Here is a 16,616-nt window from a genome sequence, read left to right on the forward strand (position 1 = left end):
AGGATGAACGGCGAATCCAGAGTGTGAACAGTAGTGAGGAGATCGCCGTGTCGGGTATGTCGGCGGGCCGGTCAGCCATGCGGATGGGACCCGCTGAGCTGGTGCAGGCGGCGGCCATGGCCCGCCGCTTCTACCTCGAGGGCAAATCCAAGATCCAGATCGCGGAGGAGTTCGGCGTCAGCCGCTTCAAGGTGGCCCGGGTCCTGGAGACCGCCCTCGAACGGGATCTCGTACGTATCGAGATCCGTGTGCCTGCGGAGCTGGACGCCGAGCGCTCGGACGCGCTCCGCGCCCGCTACGGCCTCAGGCACGCTGTCGTGGTCGAGTCCCCGGCCGAGGCCGAGGAGACCCCCGACCCCGAGAACCTGGGAGAGGTGGCCGCCGACCTGCTCGGCGAACTGGTCAACGAAGGTGATGTGCTGGGCCTGGCCTGGGGCCGCTCCACCATCCACATGGCGGCGGCGCTCGACCGGCTGCCCCCCTGCACGGTGGTGCAGCTGACGGGCGTGTACGACGCCGGGACCGCCGAGCGCGGCTCGGTCGAGGCCGTACGCCGCGCCGCCCAGGTGTCCGGCGGGGACGCCCATCCCATCTACGCCCCGATGCTGCTGCCCGACGCGGCCACGGCCACGGCGCTGCGCAACCAGACGGGGATCGCCCGGGCCTTCGAGCACTTCGACAAGGTCACCGTCGCCTGTGTCTCCATCGGCTCCTGGGAGCCGGGCATCTCCACGGTGCACGACATGCTCAGCGACGAGGAGCGCGCGCACTACGCCTCCCTCGGTGTCGCCGCCGAGATGTCCGCGCACCTCTTCGACGCCGAGGGCCGCAGGGTCGGCCGGGACCTGGGCGAGCGGTGCATCACGGTGAAGGCCCACCAGCTCCGCCGGATCCCCGAGGTCGTGGCGATCGCGGGCGGGCAGCGCAAGGGACCCGCGATCGACGCGGTGCTGCGGTCCGGGCTCGTCACCAGCCTGGTGACGGACACGTCCGCCGCGGACTACCTGTTGACGGCCGGCCCGGCGCCGAAGTCCGCGCTCAACAGGTCCGACCCGGACGGGGTCTGACGGATGGTCAGCAAGTCGCGCGGGGTGACCGACGATCCGGCGGGCCGGATCGTGGTCGTCCTGGACCTGGACGGGGTCACGGACAAGGCGGGCCTCATGGACCGCTGCGCCCGTGACCTGGCTCTGCCCGACTGGTTCGGCCGGAACTGGGACGCTCTCGCCGACTGCCTGTCCGATCCCGCCCTCTGGCCCGAGGGGGCCGGGGAGCGGGGGCTGCTGGTCGTCGTCCGGGGCTGGCGCGCGTACGCCGAGACGCGGCCCGAGGAGTGGCAGGTCGCCGAGGAGATCTTCGCCGAGGCCACGGACCGGGGCCCGGGGCTGTTCGTGACCCTCGGCCTTGGAGAATCCTCCGAGAGGCCCCCTGACCAGCCTGGATGATCCGCTGGGGGTTGTCCGGGCATCCGGCATGGGAGAATGAAGTACGTGCTCTTTCCCCCTGGCCGGCCGGTCCGGGGGTCACCTCTGATCGACTGGGATGTGCAGCACGTGCGTTTCCTCAATGACATCCAGCCCGGGTACGACCTGACGTACGACGACGTCTTCATGGTGCCGAGCCGCTCCTCGGTGGGCTCGCGGCAGGCCGTCGACCTCAGCTCCCCGGACGGCACGGGCACCACCATCCCGCTCGTCGTCGCCAACATGACCGCCATCGCCGGCCGCCGCATGGCCGAGACCGTGGCCCGCCGCGGCGGCCTCGTGGTGATACCGCAGGACATCCCGAACGACGTGGTCACCGACGTCGTCTCCTGGGTGAAGAGCCGGCACCTGGTGCTGGACACCCCGATCATCCTGTCCCCGCACCAGACCGTCGCGGACGCGCTGGGGCTGCTGCCCAAGCGGGCGCACAACGCCGGTGTCGTCGTCGACGAGAACCACAAGCCCATCGGCGTGGTCACCGACTCCGACCTCTCCGGCGTCGACCGCTTCACGCAGCTCGCCGAGGTCATGTCCCGGGACCTGCTGCTCATCGACGCGGACAAGGACGCGGGCGAGGCCTTCAACACCCTCGACCACGCCAACCGCCGCTACGCCCCCGCGGTCAACCAGGACGGCACGCTCGCCGGCATCCTGACCCGCAAGGGCGCCCTGCGCGCCACGCTCTACCAGCCGGCCACCGACGCGCAGGGGCGGCTGCGCATCGCCGCCGCCGTCGGCATCAACGGCGACGTCGCGGGCAAGGCCCAGGAGCTGCTGGACGCGGGGGTCGACGCGCTCGTCATCGACACGGCGCACGGCCACCAGGAGTCGATGATCAGCGCCCTGAAGCTGGTGCGCGACCTCGACCCGCAGGTGCCGATCGTCGCGGGCAACGTGGTCGCCGCCTCGGGTGTGCGCGACCTGATCGAGGCCGGCGCGGACATCGTCAAGGTCGGCGTCGGCCCCGGCGCCATGTGCACGACGCGCATGATGACCGGCGTCGGCCGGCCGCAGTTCTCCGCCGTCCTGGAGTGCGCCGCCGAGGCGAAGAAGTACGGCAAGCACGTCTGGGCCGACGGCGGCGTCCGCCACCCGCGCGACGTGGCCATGGCCCTCGCGGCCGGTGCGTCCAACGTGATGGTCGGCTCCTGGTTCGCGGGCACGTACGAGTCCCCGGGCGACCTCCAGCACGACGCCCAGGGCCGCGCGTACAAGGAGTCCTTCGGCATGGCGTCCGCCCGGGCCGTGCGCAACCGCACCTCGGAGGAGTCGGCGTACGACCGCGCCCGCAAGGCGCTGTTCGAGGAGGGCATCTCCACCTCCCGCATGTTCCTCGACCCGGCCCGCCCGGGCGTCGAGGACCTGATCGACTCGATCATCGCGGGCGTCCGCTCCTCCTGCACCTACGCCGGTGCGGGCTCCCTGGAGGAGTTCGCCGAGAAGGCGATCGTCGGAATCCAGAGCGCCGCGGGCTACGCGGAGGGCAAGCCCCTGCACGCCAGCTGGAGCTGACGGTCCCGACACCCCGTCGTACGGCCCCCGTCGACCCGCCCAGCGGGAAAATCGGGGGCCGTTTCGCGTGCGCGGGCCCTACCGCCGGCGCATGGAGATCACCGAGTGCGGGGCCCAGGACATCGAGGAGCTGGAGCGCCGCATGCCGTCGCACAGCGCCGACGGCAGCCATGCGGCCCGCTTCGCGCGGCAGCGGGCAGGGGAGAGCACGTATCTGATCCCGTGGCTGGAGGGCAGGCCGGTGGGCCACGCGGAGGTCCGCTGGACCGGGTGTGAGGCGCCCGAGGTGCGGGCCGCGCAGCCCGGCTGCCCGGAGATCAACGGTCTCTTCGTCTGGCCCGCCTCGCTCCGCTCCCAGGGCATCGGCACCGCCCTGGTGCACACCACCGAGCGGCTGGCGCGCGAGCGCGGGATCGAGGTCATGGGCCTCGGCGTCGGGGACGGCAACCCCCGCGCGGCGGCGCTCTACGCCCGGCTCGGCTACCTGCCCACCGTGGCCTACGTCGACCGCTGGGCCCACCTGGATCCCGACGGGGTACGGCAGGAGCGGGCCGACCCCTGCGTGTTCCTCGTGAAGGCCCTCTGACGGCCCCTGTGCAACGGTCGACAGCCGCCCCGCAACGAACACCCGCCCAGTCCCGCGGAACGCAATGATCTTGCAGATATGCGCAAGGTTGCTGCATTTCGACAGCAACGCCGTTGCTCGTAGGCTGTCGCCTCGTACGTGGCGTGGCGGGGACTCCGCTCGGTGGGTCCCTGCTCAAGGGCGCCCGCGGTCCCTGCCGCCCTGACCGGCAGCGAAAAGGAGCCAGCGCGTGCTCGACCAAGGCGCACCCCCGCAGAACCCAGGCCAGACAGCCGCCCCCGCGCCCCCCGGCATCGGCGCGCGCCTCATGCGCCGCAAGCCCGTGGAACGCCTGGTCGATGAGGGTGGCCAGGGTGAGGGAGGATCGCTGCGCCGCACCCTCGGGCTGTGGCAGCTCACCATGATCAGCATCGGTGCCACCCTCGGCACCGGCATCTTCGTCGTCCTCGGCGAGGCCGTCCCCAAGGCGGGCCCGGCCGTCACGCTCTCCTTCGTCATCGCCGGCCTCACCGCTCTGTTCTCGGCCCTGTCCTACGCCGAACTGGCCGGCACCATCCCGGTCTCCGGCTCCTCGTACTCGTATGCGTACGCAACGATGGGCGAGCTGATCGCCTGGATATGCGGCTGGTGCCTGGTCCTGGAGTACGGCGTGTCGGTCGCGGCCGTCGCGGTCGGCTGGGGCGAGTACCTCAACGAACTGCTCGACGGGACCATCGGCGTCACCATCCCCGCCGCCCTGTCCGCCCCGCCCGGCGACGGCGGCGTGTTCAACCTGCCGGCGCTGATCGTCGTCCTGCTCGCGATGGCGTTCCTGCTGGGCGGCGCCCGCGAGTCCGCCCGCGCCAACACCGTCATGGTCATCGTGAAGATCGCCGCGCTGGTGATGTTCTGCGCCATCGGCGTCCAGGGCTTCCGCTCCGGCAACTACGAGAACTTCATGCCGCTCGGGATGGCCGGGGTCAGTGCGGCCGGCGCCACGCTGTTCTTCTCCTACATCGGCTTCGACGCCGCCTCCACCGCCGGTGAGGAGGCGAAGAACGCCCAGCGTGACCTGCCCCGCGCGATCATGCTGTCGCTGGTCATCATCACCGCGCTGTACGTCCTCGTCGCGGCCGTCGCGGTCGGCGCCAAGCCCTGGAGGAACTTCACCGACTCCGAGGCCGCCCTCGCCCAGATCATGCGCGAGGTCACCGGGCAGACCTTCTGGGGCACGCTGCTGGCGTTCTGCGCCGTCATCGCCATCGCGAGCGTGGTGCTGACCGTGCTGTACGGCCAGACCCGCATCCTGTTCGCCATGTCCCGCGACGGTCTCGTGCCGAAGGTGTTCGCCAAGGTCCACCCGAAGACCGGCGCCCCCCGCGCCAACACCCTGATCGTGTCCCTGTTCTGCGGTGTCCTGGCCGCCGCGATCCCGCTCGGGCAGCTCGCCGACGCCACCAGCATCGGCACCCTGTTCGCCTTCGCGCTCGTCAACGTGGCCGTCGTGGTGCTGCGCCGGACCAGGCCCGACCTGCCCCGCACCTTCCGGGTGCCGCTCTCCCCGGTCCTGCCGGCGCTGGGCTTCGCCTTCTGCGTCTGGATGATGGGCAGCCTGTCGACCGTGACCTGGGTGGTCTTCGGTGTCTGGATGACCGCCGGTCTCGTGTTCTACTTCGGGTACGGCTACCGCCGTTCCCGACTCGCGCCATCCGAAAAGTGATCAACCCACCGTGCTGAACGATCTCGACGAACGCATCGTGCACGCCCTCGCCGAGGACGCCCGCCGCTCCTACGCCGACATCGGCCAGATCGTCGGCCTGTCCGCGCCCGCCGTGAAACGGCGCGTGGACCGGCTGCGGGCCACCGGAGCCATCACCGGCTTCACCGTACGGGTGGACCCGGGCGCCCTCGGCTGGGAGACCGAGGGGTTCGTCGAGATCTACTGCCGGGGGAACACCTCCCCGGAGACCATTCAGCGGGGCCTGGAGCGCTACCAGGAGGTCGTGGCCGCGTCCACCGTCACCGGGGACGCGGACGCGATCGCCCAGGTCTTCGCCTCCGACATGCGCCACTTCGAACGTGTCCTGGAGCGGATCGCCGGCGAGCCGTTCGTCGAGCGGACCAAGTCCGTGCTCGTGCTCTCGCCGCTGCTGCGGCGCTTCTCGTCGGGTTCGCCCACGTAAGTCCGTGGCCCGATCCGTGCGACACCTCTAGCCTGGGTGCCATGACCTGGCGACATTGATCCACCAGCCGTGCCTCCCGAGGACCGCCTCGGCCGCCGTACCTCCGGCGTCCGAGCAGTCCTTTCGGGAAGGCCTCATGACACTCTCACCTCCACGCGCGCCCGCGACCGCCGTCCGCCGGCTGACGGGCACGCTGTACGGCTACGCGTTCCTCGACGACTTCGTCCTGCTCTACCCGGTGTACGCGCTGCTGTTCGCCGGCACCGGCATGTCGCTCTGGCAGATCTCCTCCCTGTTCGCCCTGTGGTCGGTCACCTCAGTGGTGCTGGAAGTGCCCTCCGGCGCCTGGGCCGACGCCGTGTCGCGTCGCAGGCTGCTGTGGATCGGCCCGCTGCTGACCGCCGCCGGCTTCGCCCTGTGGGTGGTCGTCCCGTCGTACGGGGCGTTCGCGGCCGGCTTCGTCCTGTGGGGCGCGGGCGGAGCCCTCGGCTCCGGCGCGCTGGAAGCACTCGTCTACGACGAGCTGGACCGGCTCGGCGCCGCCGACCGGTACGCGCGGGTCATGGGCCGGGCCCGCGCCGCGCGCCTGCTGGGCACCGTGGCCGCCACCGGCCTCGCGGGGCCCATCCTCGCTCGGGGCGGCTACGCGGCGGTCGGTGCCGCGAGCTTCCTGGCCTGTGTGCTGACCGCCCTCGTCGCGACCCGGTTCCCGGAGCACCGGGTGCGGCCGGAGAGCGCCGACGGCAGTTGGGCGTCGACCTTGCGGGCCGGACTCGCCGAGGTGCGCGGGGACCGTTCGGTGCGCGGCGCCCTGCTGCTGGTCCCCGCCGTGGCCGCGGTGTGGGGCGCTCTCGACGAGTACACCCCCCTGCTGGTCCGCGACATCGGCGTCGCCGAGGCGACGGTGCCCTACCTGGTCATGCTGATCTGGGCGGGCGTCACCGTCGGCAGCCTCCTGGCCGGACCGGCCGAACGCCTCGGCACGACCGGGCTCGCGGTGCTGCTCGCCGGCGCCGCCCTCGCCCTGGCCGTGGGCGCCATGGCCCGTTCCCTGGCCGGTGTCGCCCTCGTCAGCCTCGCCTTCGCGGGCTTCCAGCTGGCCGAGGTGCTCGCCGACGTCCGTCTCCAGCACCGCATCGACGAGTCCCGCCGGGCCACGCTCACCTCCGTGGCGAGCCTGGGTACCGAGCTGGCCACGGTCGCCACGTTCGGCGCGTACGCGCTGCTCGGCACGGACATGGCCCACGGCACCGTCTTCGCGGTGCTGGCGATCCCCTATCTGGTGACGGCGCTCGCGCTGGTTAGAAGTCGGGCTGCCAGGGCACGACCGTGAAGTCGCCCGTCCCCTTCTCGACCTTCTCGAAGGGGGCGGAACTCACGCACCGGGGCAGCTCCTTCGTGTCGACGGGGCTGCCCGTGGACGCCCAGCTGTAGCCGAGGCGGTCGTGCCGGCCGGCATCGTGGACGGTGACGCCGACCCGCCTGCCCTCGGCGCCCGGCAGGTCGGAGTCGGTGATGACGCCGGAGACGACGGCCACCTTGCCGCCGGTCAGCAGGCAGTCGACCGTCGCCTTCGCCCGGGCGCCCTCGCCGTTCAGGTAGTGGCTGAACTCGAAGGTGCCGGTGGCCTTCGTCGGATCGGCGGTGTCCTTCGCCGCCAGATGCGCGTCGAACGAGAACGTGATGTCGTCCCCGGCCGAGCGGTACAGCTTGGCCTCGCCGGTGAGCGCGGCGGCCTCCCGCTGCCGAGGTGCGTCCGACGCGGTCGCGGCCGAGGCGGCCCCGGCGGTGAGCAGCAGGGCGGAGCCGAGCACAACGATCTTCGTACGGTGCTTCATTGCGTTCCTTTCCGCAGGTCGGGTGGACAGCCCTTACTCTCCCGGCGCGGCGGGGAAAGAACATCGCGCCCGGGGCGGGACCCCGTCTCCGCCGGGCGGCGGGGGAGGCCGCACGGAGCTGCGCTCCGAGGAGGAGCCGGGGTCCGACCCGAGGCGCGCAACGAATCGCCGCCCGGCCCCGCGGGCACGCAACGAACCGTTCACCGGCGCGCAACGGCTCCTTCTTGTCCGCCCTGGTCAGCCGCCCGTACCGTCTACGTGGCCCCTCCAACCACCCTTCCGCCCGGTGAGGAACACGCATGCGCACCGCCCTGCTCCAGAGCTCCGGCCGGCCCGGCTCCACCGTCGAGAACCTCAAGGTCCTCGACGAGGCCGCCGGCCGGGCCGCCGCCGCGGGCGCCGGGCTGCTGGTCACGTCCGAGATGTTCCTGACCGGGTACGCGATCGGCGACGGCATCGGCCGGCTCGCCGAGCCCGCCGACGGCGACTGCGCGGACGCCATCGCCGAGATCGCGACGCGCCACGGCCTGGCGATCGCCTACGGCTACCCCGAGCGGGCCGGCGACGCCGTGTTCAACTCCGCCCAGCTGATCTCCGCCGACGGCACCCGGCTCGCCAACCACCGCAAGACGCACCTCTTCGGCTGCTTCGAGCGCGACCACTTCACGCCGGGCGACCTGCCGGTCGTCCAGGCCGAGATCGACGGCCTGCGGGTCGGCATCCTGATCTGCTACGACGTGGAGTTCCCGGAGAACGTCCGCGCCCACGCCCTGGCCGGCACCGACCTGCTCGTCGTCCCGACCGCGCAGATGCACCCGTTCCAGTTCGTCGCCGAGTCGATGATCCCGGTGCGGGCCTTCGAGAACCAGATGTACGTCGCGTACGTCAACCGGGTCGGCCGGGAGGGCGAGTTCGAGTTCGTGGGGCTGTCCACGCTCGCCGGGCCCGACGGGGTCGCCCGGACCCGGGCCGGACGCGGCGAGGAACTCGTGCTCGCCGACGTCGACCCGGCCTTCCTCGCCGCGTCGCGCGAGAACAACCCGTATCTGCTCGACCGGCGCCCCGGCCTGTACGGGTCGCTCGTCTGAAACCCCCTGAACCGCCCGTTCGTACCCGTGCAAGGAGTCCGTACCCCATGACGTCCACCGTGCCCAACGCCGTCGAGCACGCTGACGCGCAGCAGCCGCCGATCACCATGTTCGGCCCGGACTTCCCGTACGCCTACGACGACTTCCTCGCCCACCCGGCGGGCCTCGGGCAGATACCCGCGACCGGGCACGGCACGGAGGTCGCGGTCATCGGCGGCGGCCTGTCCGGCATCGTCGCCGCGTACGAGCTGATGAAGATGGGCCTCAAGCCGGTCGTGTACGAGGCCGACCAGATCGGCGGCCGGCTGCGGACGGTGGGCTTCGACGGGTGCGACGAGTCCCTCACCGCCGAGATGGGCGCGATGCGCTTCCCGCCGTCCTCCACGGCCCTCCAGCACTACATCGACCTCGTCGGCCTGCAGACGCGGCCGTTCCCCAACCCCCTCGCCGAGGCCACCCCGTCGACCGTCGTCGACCTCAAGGGCGAGTCGCACTACGCCGAGACGGTCGGCGACCTGCCCCAGGTCTACCGGGACGTCGCCGAGGCCTGGAACCGGTGCCTGGAGGAGGGCGCCGACTTCTCCGACATGAACCGCGCCCTGCGCGAGCGGGACGTCCCGCGCATCCGCGAGATCTGGTCCCGGCTCGTCGAGAAGCTCGACAACCAGACCTTCTACGGCTTCCTCTGCGACTCCGAGGCGTTCAAGTCCTTCCGGCACCGCGAGATCTTCGGCCAGGTCGGCTTCGGTACGGGCGGCTGGGACACCGACTTCCCCAACTCCATCCTGGAGATCCTGCGCGTCGTCTACACCGAGGCCGACGACCACCACCGCGGCATCGTCGGCGGCTCCCAGCAACTGCCGCTGCGCCTGTGGGAGCGCGAGCCGCAGAAGATCGTCCACTGGGCGCAGGGAACCTCGCTCGCGACCCTGCACGAAGGCGGCGAGCCCCGTCCGGCCGTGACCCGGATGCACCGCACCGCAGGCAACCGCATCACGGTGACCGACGCGGACGGCGACATCCGCACCTTCCAGGCGGCGATCTTCACCGCCCAGTCCTGGATGCTGCTGTCGAAGATCGCCTGTGACGACTCGCTCTTCCCGATCGACCACTGGACGGCGATCGAGCGCACCCACTACATGGAGAGCTCCAAGCTCTTCGTGCCCGTCGACCGGCCTTTCTGGCTCGACAAGGACGAGGAGACGGGCCGGGACGTCATGTCGATGACGCTCACCGACCGTATGACGCGCGGCACTTACCTGCTCGACGACGGTCCGGACAAGCCCGCCGTCATCTGCCTCTCCTACACCTGGTGCGACGACAGCCTGAAGTGGCTGCCGCTGTCCGCGAACGAGCGGATGGAGGTCATGCTCAAGTCGCTCGGCGAGATCTATCCCAAGGTCGACATCCGGGGGCACATCATCGGCAACCCGGTGACGGTCTCCTGGGAGAACGAGCCCTACTTCATGGGCGCGTTCAAGGCCAACCTCCCCGGCCACTACCGCTACCAGCGCCGCCTGTTCACGCACTTCATGCAGGACCGGCTGCCCGAGGACAAGCGGGGTATCTTCCTCGCCGGCGACGACATCTCCTGGACGGCCGGCTGGGCCGAGGGTGCCATCCAGACCGCCCTCAACGCGGTCTGGGGCGTCATGCACCACCTCGGCGGCACGACCGACCCGACCAACCCGGGCCCCGGCGACGTCTACGACGAGATCGCGCCCGTCGAGCTGCCCGAGGACTAGGGCCTGTCCGTCTGCCACACTCCCGGCTCGGTCAGGGGCGTGAGCAGCATGCGCCCCGCGAAGCCCACCGCCGTGTCCAGGCGCTCGGTGAACTCGTCGCTGACATCGGGGAGTTCCCGCAGCGCCCACAGGGCCCGGGCCGCCGTCCACGCGGCGTCCCGGGCGCGGTCCAGGCTCCAGGAGCCGAGCAGGTGGGTCAGCGGGTCGGCGATCCGGAACAGGTCGGGGCCCGGCATCAGATCTTCGCGGATGCGCTCCTCCAGCGAGAGGAGGAGATCGCCCACCATGTCGAACTCGTCCTCCAGGTCGACGGGTGCGCAGCCGAGGGTACGGCAGGTGTCCACGACGGCCAGCGCGAGATCGTGCCCGATGTGCGCGTTGATGCCCGCCAGCGCGAACTGCAGCGGCCGTACCCCGGGATGACGGCGGAACTGGAACAGCGGCCGCCAGCAGGCGGGCGGACGCCGCTCGTCCGCCACCGCCTCGACGGCCGCCAGGTACCGCTGCGCGAACCGTACGTCCAGCGTGATCGCGGCGTGGGCGTCCACGAACCGCCCGGTGTCGACGTACCGGTCCACCGCCTCCGTCACGGCGAGGTAGACGCGGTTGAAGACCGCCACCCCGTCGCGCGGGTGCAGGGCCGCGTCGAGGGCGCGCATCCGGGAGATGACGGCGTCGACCGGAGTGTCCACGGCTGGGGAGACTTGTTCGCATCGCGGCATGCGGGCAGAGTCGCAGCTCTAGGCTGGCGGGAGTACCGGCGGGCCCGGCGCTTCCCCGAAACGGGGGAACACCGCCCGCCGCAGGGGGAGGGGGAGCAGCAGCGTGTCAGGCTCGCGTGCGCAGCGCCTGGCCGCCCGCAGGGCCGGGCGCAGGCGGGCCGCCCGGCGCGGCGCGATGGTCGTGGCGGCCTCCGTCGTGGTCGCGGCCGGAGCGGTCGCGGGCGTCCTGTCCACGTTCGACGACAGACGGGCCTCGGACGAGGCCGGGCCTCCCGAGGTGTCGGCCTCGCCCCGCCTGGCGCCCCTGCCGGCCGTGCCGTCGCCGTCGCCGTCCGCGCCGACCATCGCCGAGTCCGTGTCCCCCTCGCCCTCTTCGTCCGCGCGACGGACGCAGAGCCCCACGCCGTCGAGGACCGAGAAGCAGCGGAAGCGGACCACCACCGTGGCCGGACGGCTCTACCGCCACCCTGACTCCCAGGTCCTCGAGTGGGTCCGCTCCCACTCCGGCGACCCCCGGCACGCGGTCATCGCCTCCCGTATCGCCGAGCAGCCCGCGGCCGTCTGGTTCGCCGACTACGCACCGCAGACCGTCACCGCCCGGGTCGCCGCGGTGACGTCGGGCGGTGCCGCGCTGGGCCGGGTGCCCGTCGTCGTGCCGTACGCGGTTCCCGGCCGGGACTGCGGCGGCTACTCCCAGGGCGGGGCGCCCGACCTGGACGCCTACGACGCCTGGATCGACCGGTTCGCGGCCGGACTGGGCTCCGGCGAGGTCATCGTCGTCCTGGAGCCGGACTCGATCGCCCAGTCCGCGTGCCTCTCCGCCGGTGAACGCGCGGACCGCTTCGCATCCCTGGCCCGGGCCGGCCGCGTCCTGAAGGCCGCCAACCCCCGGGCCCGTGTGTACTTCGACGCGGGCCACTCGGGCTGGAACGCGCCCGGCCGGCAGGCCGCCTGGCTGCGGCAGGCAGGGGCCGCCTCGCCCGAGTCCTCCGACGGGATCTTCAGCAACGTCTCCAACTTCCACACCACCGCCGACGAGATCGCCTACGACCGGCGGGTGCTGGACGCGCTCGGCGGCCCGGCCGGCCTCGGTGCCGTCGTCGACACCAGCCGCAACGGCAACGGCGCCCCGGCCGACGGCGAGTGGTGCGACCCGGCGGGGCGGGGGCTCGGCCCGACCCCGACCCTGAGCACCGGCGAGCCCCGGATCGACGCCTACCTGTGGGTGAAGCTGCCGGGGGAGTCGGACGGCTGCAAGGGCAGGCCGGGGACGTTCACGGCGTCCTACGCCTACGACTTGGCGTCGTCGTAGGAGGAGGTGCCCTCGTCCAGCAGCGGCCCCTGCGTCTTCAAGTGGGCCGGGGCGAAGGCCCGCAGGGCGTGGTAGCCGGTGATGACGACCACCGTGCCGAGGGCGATGCCGCTCAGCGAGAAGGTGTCCGTGAACTTGAGGGAGACGTTGCCGACGCCGATGATGATGCCCGCCGCCGCCGGGACCAGGTTCAGCGGATTGCGCAGATCCACCCTGGCGTTGAGCCAGATCTGTGCGCCGAGCAGGCCGATCATGCCGTACAGGATCACGGTGATGCCGCCGAGCACGCCGCCCGGGATCGCCGCGACGACCGCGCCGAACTTCGGGCAGAGGCCGAACAGCAGGGCGAAACCGGCGGCGGCCCAGTACGCGGCCGTCGAGTACACGCGGGTCGCGGCCATCACGCCGATGTTCTCGGAGTACGTGGTGTTGGGCGGGCCGCCGACCGCGGTGGACAGCATCGAGCCGACGCCGTCGGCCGCGATCGCCGTACCGAGCTTGTCGTCCAGCGAGTCGCCGGTCATCTCACCGACCGCCTTCACGTGCCCGGCGTTCTCCGCGACCAGTGCGATGACGACCGGCAGGGCGACGAGGATCGCCGACCATTCGAAGGACGGGGCGTGCAGGGTCGGCAGCCCGATCCAGTCGGCCCGGCCCACGCCGGAGAGGTCGAGCCGCCAGTGGTCGGTCAGCTTGCCGCTCGCGTCCACCGAGTGGATCTTGCCGAAGACCAGGTCGAACACCCAGGAGATGCCGTACCCGAAGACCAGCCCCAGGAAGATCGCGATCCGGGACCAGAATCCCCGCAGACAGACGACCGCCAGACCGGTGAACAGCATCACCAGCAGGGCCGTCCACTGGTCCTGCGGCCAGTACGTCGAGGCCGTCACCGGCGCCAGGTTGAAGCCGATCAGCATCACCACCGCGCCGGTCACGACCGGCGGCATCGCGGCGTGGATGATCCGCGCCCCGAACCGCCGCACGGCGAGCCCCACCAGGAACAGCGCGCCTCCGACGACGAACACCGCTCCCGTCACGGTCGCGCTGCTGCCGCCCTGCGCCCGGATGACCGCCGCCACGCCGACGAAGGAGAGCGAGCAGCCCAGGTAGCTGGGCACGCTGCCGCGGGTGGCCAGCAGGAACACGACAGTCGCGACGCCCGACATCATGATCGCGAGGTTCGGGTCCAGGCCCATCAGGACCGGGGCCACGAAGGACGCACCGAACATGGCCACCACGTGCTGAGCGCCGAGTCCGGCCGTGCGGGGCCAGGAGAGCCGCTCGTCGGGGCGGACCACCGCGCCGGGCGCCGGGGTGCGTCCGTCGCCGTGCAGTTTCCAGCGGACGCCGAGATCCATGGTGCGGTTTCGCTTTCGTCGGGCGTGCGAGGGTCCGGACCATTGTCGGGGGGCGCCCGCTGTGGTCGTGACCGGGGCGGCTCGGTGTCGGCTCGGGTCCGGTTCCGGCTCAGGGCCGCGGGTCGGGAACCACCACGTCCGGGCGGCCGATCTTCGTCCGCTCGCCGGGGCGCAGTACACCCGCGAACGCCACCAGGCCGCACGACAGCGCGGTCACCAGGCAGAACGACACCATCAGACTGGTCGCCTGCGCCAGCATGCCGATCGCGCTCGGCGCGATCAGGCCCGAGGTGTAGGTGATGGTCGCGACGCCCGCGATGGCCAGGCTCGGGTTGGACCCGCTGCGCCCGGCCGCGGCGAAGCAGAGCGGCACGACGACGGCGATGCCGAGCCCCATCAGCGCGAACCCGCTCATGGCCACCGCCGGATGGTCCGCGACGACGATCAGCAGCCCGCCGAGGACGGCGAACACACCGCTCGCCCGCACGGTCCGCACGGCCCCGAAGCGGTCCACGACCCTGTCACCGGCGAGCCGCGCGACGGCCATGGTGAGCGTGAAGCCCGTCGTGCACGCCGCGGCGAGTCCGGCCGAGGTCTCCAGCTGCTCGCGCAGATAGACCGCCGACCAGTCCAGGCTCGCGCCCTCCGCGAACACCGCGCAGAACCCGATCGCGCCGATGAGCAGCGCCGAGCGGGGCGGCAGCGCGAAGCGCGGCGGCGGCTCCTCGTCCTCGGCGGGCTGCAGGTCGAGCACCCACTGGCAGGACAGCACGCCGGCGACGGTGAGGACCGCGGCGGCCAGGACGTGGTGCAGCCGCGCGTCCGAACCGAGGTGCGCGGCGAGCGTGCCGGCCGCCGAGCCGATCAGGGCGCCCGCGCTCCACATGCCGTGCAGGCCGGACATGATCGACCGGCCGAGACGGTTCTCGACCTCGACACCCAGCGCGTTCATCGCCACGTCCGCCATGCCCGCCGTCGCGCCGTACGTGAACAGGGCCAGGCAGAGTGTCAGGAGGTTCGGCGCGAGGGACGGCAGGACCAGCGACAGCGTCCACAGGGCGATCAGCCCGCGCAGCGCGTTGCGGGCGCCGAAGCGGTGGCTGATGCTGCCGGCGAGCGGCATCGCCACGGACGCGCCGAGCGCGGGGAAGGCGAGCGCGATCCCCAACTCGCCCGCACTCACGTCCGCGTGGTCCTGGATCCACGGCACGCGGGTGGCGAACGAGCCGGTGACGGCGCCGTGCACGGCGAAGACGGCGGCCACGGCGTACCGGGACCGCTTCACCTCGCGCTGTTCGTCGACCACGCTGCCCATTCTGCGGTCCCCCTCCAGGTCTCTGCCGTGCTCGTGTCCGGCGCGGGCGTAAACTATCAGGAACCCTGCCTGATAATAAGAGGGTTTACCGGCGGGTCACGGTCGACGGCCCCGCCGATCTGGAAGGATCCCGGCATGCCCGCATCCCCGAGCACCGCCCGGGTCATCAACGACCGGCTCGCCCTGCGTCTGCTCCAGCAGGAAGGCCCGTTGACGGCAGGGCAGTTGAAGCAGCTGACCGGTCTGTCCCGGCCGACCGTCGCCGACCTCGTCGAACGCCTCACCGCCGCCGGACTGATCGCGGTCGTCGGCGAAGCGGGGGAGCAGCGGCGCGGCCCCAACGCGAAGGTCTTCGGCATCGTCGCCGACCGGGCGCACCTGGCCGCCCTCGACGTCCGCACCGAGGGTGTCGCCGTGGCCGTCGCGGACCTGGTGGGGCGGGTGCTGGCCGAGGCGGCGGTGCCGATCGGGGGTGACACGGGAACGGGTCCCGCCGTGGAGCAGGCGGTCACACTGGTCGAGCAGGTGGCGAAGGAGTCCGGTGCCGACCGCTTGCACACCGTGGGGATCGGGGCGCCCGGCCTGATCGATCCGTCCAGCGGCGAACTCCGCGACTCCACCGGGCTGCCGGAGTGGCACCGCCGGTTCGTCGCGACCCTGCAGGAGCGGCTGCCCGAGGCCCGCGTCAGCGTCGAGAACGAGACCAACCTCGCGGCGCTGGCCGAGCAGCGCGACGGGGCGGCCAGGGACCGGGACACCTTCGTCCTGCTGTGGCTGGGCCACGGGACGGGAGCGGCCGTGGTCCTCGACGGCGCCCTGCGCCGCGGCGCCTCCGGCGGCACCGGCGAGATCGGCTTCCTCCCCGTCCCCGGCGCGACCGCGCTGCCGTCCTCGACGGACTGCGAGGGGGGCTTCCATTCGCTGGCCTCGTCGGCGGCGGTCGTGGAGCTCGCGGCACAGCACGGGGTCCCGGCTCAGTCGCCGGAGGCGGGTGTGGTCCGGGCGGCGGTCGACGTGGTGCGGGGGGCGGTGGTTCAGGTCCGGGAGGAGGAGGCCTCGACCGGCCCGGCGCCCGGATCCTCCGAGGCGCCCCCGCCCGCAGATCCCGCCCCCGCCGCCCGCTTCCTCGACGCCCTCGCCGATCGCCTGGCCGTCGGAGTCGCCTCGGTCGTCGCGATCCTGGACCCCGGGTGCGTGGTGCTCGGGGGCGAGGTCGGTCAGGCCGGCGGCGAGGAACTCGCCGCGCGCGTGCAGGACCGCATCGCCCGGATGACACCGCTGCCGACGGAGGTGCGTACGACCACCCTGGGCGGCGGCGCGGTCCTGCGCGGCGCGTTGCTGACGGCTCGGGACCGGGCCCAGGAGGAACTGTTCACGCCGGGGAAGCGGCTGCCGCAGCCGTCCCCGGGCCGGCAGGACACGACGCCCTGGCCGTCACATCCGGGTGCTTAGGCCCTTGGCCGCCGCGTCGCGCTCTGCCCCGGTGCTTGGGCC

The 16,616-nt window shown here is 72.3% G+C and carries 15 protein-coding genes; 11 read left to right on the forward strand and 4 right to left on the reverse strand.

The features are described 5' to 3' along the window. The first annotated feature begins 23 nt into the window (after positions 1-23). From G3I77_RS28945 to G3I77_RS28975, 7 genes are all read left to right on the forward strand, one after another. Positions 24-1,067, forward strand: coding sequence for a sugar-binding domain-containing protein (locus tag G3I77_RS28945; RefSeq protein WP_248508250.1), 1,044 nt, complete (start codon positions 24-26; stop codon positions 1,065-1,067). Positions 1,068-1,091: 24 nt separating this feature from the next. Next, on the forward strand, positions 1,092-1,445 hold the full coding sequence (locus tag G3I77_RS28950) for a barstar family protein (protein WP_248508319.1): 354 nt from the start codon (positions 1,092-1,094) through the stop codon (positions 1,443-1,445). Positions 1,446-1,553: 108 nt separating this feature from the next. Then, entirely contained in the window at positions 1,554-2,996 is a 1,443-nt protein-coding gene (locus G3I77_RS28955; RefSeq protein ID WP_248508251.1) for a GuaB1 family IMP dehydrogenase-related protein, read from the forward strand. A 91-nt stretch (positions 2,997-3,087) separates the two neighbouring features. Beyond that, complete coding sequence (locus G3I77_RS28960) at positions 3,088-3,582, forward strand: GNAT family N-acetyltransferase (RefSeq protein WP_248508252.1); 495 nt, start codon at positions 3,088-3,090, stop codon at positions 3,580-3,582. Between the two features lie 229 nt (positions 3,583-3,811). Further along, on the forward strand, positions 3,812-5,281 hold the full coding sequence (locus G3I77_RS28965; RefSeq protein ID WP_248508253.1) for an amino acid permease: 1,470 nt from the start codon (positions 3,812-3,814) through the stop codon (positions 5,279-5,281). A 10-nt stretch (positions 5,282-5,291) separates the two neighbouring features. Beyond that, complete coding sequence (locus tag G3I77_RS28970) at positions 5,292-5,744, forward strand: Lrp/AsnC family transcriptional regulator (protein ID WP_003988931.1); 453 nt, start codon at positions 5,292-5,294, stop codon at positions 5,742-5,744. Between the two features lie 136 nt (positions 5,745-5,880). Next, positions 5,881-7,077, forward strand: coding sequence for an MFS transporter (locus tag G3I77_RS28975; RefSeq protein WP_248508254.1), 1,197 nt, complete (start codon positions 5,881-5,883; stop codon positions 7,075-7,077). On the opposite strand, the gene G3I77_RS28980 is transcribed toward G3I77_RS28975, so the two are convergent. Then, positions 7,046-7,582, reverse strand: coding sequence for a Repetin (locus tag G3I77_RS28980; RefSeq protein ID WP_248508255.1), 537 nt, complete (start codon positions 7,580-7,582; stop codon positions 7,046-7,048). The genes G3I77_RS28975 and G3I77_RS28980 overlap by 32 nt on opposite strands. 299 nt (positions 7,583-7,881) lie before the next feature. Here G3I77_RS28980 and G3I77_RS28985 point away from each other — a divergent pair, with 299 nt between their 5' ends. Further along, entirely contained in the window at positions 7,882-8,670 is a 789-nt protein-coding gene (locus tag G3I77_RS28985) for a carbon-nitrogen hydrolase family protein (protein WP_248508256.1), read from the forward strand. Between the two features lie 47 nt (positions 8,671-8,717). Next, a complete protein-coding gene (locus G3I77_RS28990) occupies positions 8,718-10,415 on the forward strand; it encodes an NAD(P)/FAD-dependent oxidoreductase (protein WP_248508257.1) in 1,698 nt (565 codons plus the stop codon). Here the strand turns inward: G3I77_RS28990 and G3I77_RS28995 are convergent. Next, the gene (locus G3I77_RS28995) at positions 10,412-11,137 is read right to left on the reverse strand and encodes a DUF5995 family protein (protein WP_248508258.1); all 726 of its coding nucleotides are present in this window, start codon (positions 11,135-11,137) and stop codon (positions 10,412-10,414) included. The genes G3I77_RS28990 and G3I77_RS28995 overlap by 4 nt on opposite strands. Positions 11,138-11,312: 175 nt before the next feature. On the opposite strand from G3I77_RS28995, the gene G3I77_RS29000 reads away from it, so the two are divergent. Beyond that, positions 11,313-12,449 (forward strand): glycoside hydrolase family 6 protein, encoded by a 1,137-nt coding sequence (locus G3I77_RS29000; RefSeq protein WP_248508320.1) that lies wholly within the window; start codon positions 11,313-11,315, stop codon positions 12,447-12,449. Here G3I77_RS29000 and G3I77_RS29005 read toward each other — a convergent pair. Continuing rightward, positions 12,428-13,807 (reverse strand): uracil-xanthine permease family protein, encoded by a 1,380-nt coding sequence (locus tag G3I77_RS29005; RefSeq protein WP_248508259.1) that lies wholly within the window; start codon positions 13,805-13,807, stop codon positions 12,428-12,430. The genes G3I77_RS29000 and G3I77_RS29005 overlap by 22 nt on opposite strands. A 109-nt stretch (positions 13,808-13,916) precedes the next feature. After that, positions 13,917-15,122: an MFS transporter gene (locus G3I77_RS29010; protein WP_248508260.1), complete on the reverse strand. Its 1,206-nt coding sequence runs from the start codon at positions 15,120-15,122 to the stop codon at positions 13,917-13,919. Between the two features lie 135 nt (positions 15,123-15,257). Between G3I77_RS29010 and G3I77_RS29015 the strand changes: the two genes are divergently transcribed. After that, complete coding sequence (locus G3I77_RS29015; protein WP_248508261.1) at positions 15,258-16,574, forward strand: ROK family transcriptional regulator; 1,317 nt, start codon at positions 15,258-15,260, stop codon at positions 16,572-16,574. The last annotated feature ends 42 nt before the right edge of the window (positions 16,575-16,616 follow it).

Source organism: Streptomyces sp. D2-8, from assembly GCF_023184515.1.
Lineage (GTDB): Bacteria > Actinomycetota > Actinomycetes > Streptomycetales > Streptomycetaceae > Streptomyces.

Coding starts and splice junctions, on each gene's coding strand:
- G3I77_RS28960 (WP_248508252.1), top strand. CDS start 3,088: ATGGAGATCACCGAGTGCGGGGCCCAGGACATCGAGGAGCTGGAGCGC.
- G3I77_RS28975 (WP_248508254.1), top strand. CDS start 5,881: ATGACACTCTCACCTCCACGCGCGCCCGCGACCGCCGTCCGCCGGCTG.
- G3I77_RS28980 (WP_248508255.1), bottom strand. CDS start 7,582: ATGAAGCACCGTACGAAGATCGTTGTGCTCGGCTCCGCCCTGCTGCTC.
- G3I77_RS28985 (WP_248508256.1), top strand. CDS start 7,882: ATGCGCACCGCCCTGCTCCAGAGCTCCGGCCGGCCCGGCTCCACCGTC.
- G3I77_RS28990 (WP_248508257.1), top strand. CDS start 8,718: ATGACGTCCACCGTGCCCAACGCCGTCGAGCACGCTGACGCGCAGCAG.
- G3I77_RS28995 (WP_248508258.1), bottom strand. CDS start 11,137: ATGCCGCGATGCGAACAAGTCTCCCCAGCCGTGGACACTCCGGTCGAC.
- G3I77_RS29000 (WP_248508320.1), top strand. CDS start 11,313: ATGGTCGTGGCGGCCTCCGTCGTGGTCGCGGCCGGAGCGGTCGCGGGC.
- G3I77_RS29005 (WP_248508259.1), bottom strand. CDS start 13,807: ATGGATCTCGGCGTCCGCTGGAAACTGCACGGCGACGGACGCACCCCG.
- G3I77_RS29010 (WP_248508260.1), bottom strand. CDS start 15,122: ATGGGCAGCGTGGTCGACGAACAGCGCGAGGTGAAGCGGTCCCGGTAC.
- G3I77_RS29015 (WP_248508261.1), top strand. CDS start 15,258: ATGCCCGCATCCCCGAGCACCGCCCGGGTCATCAACGACCGGCTCGCC.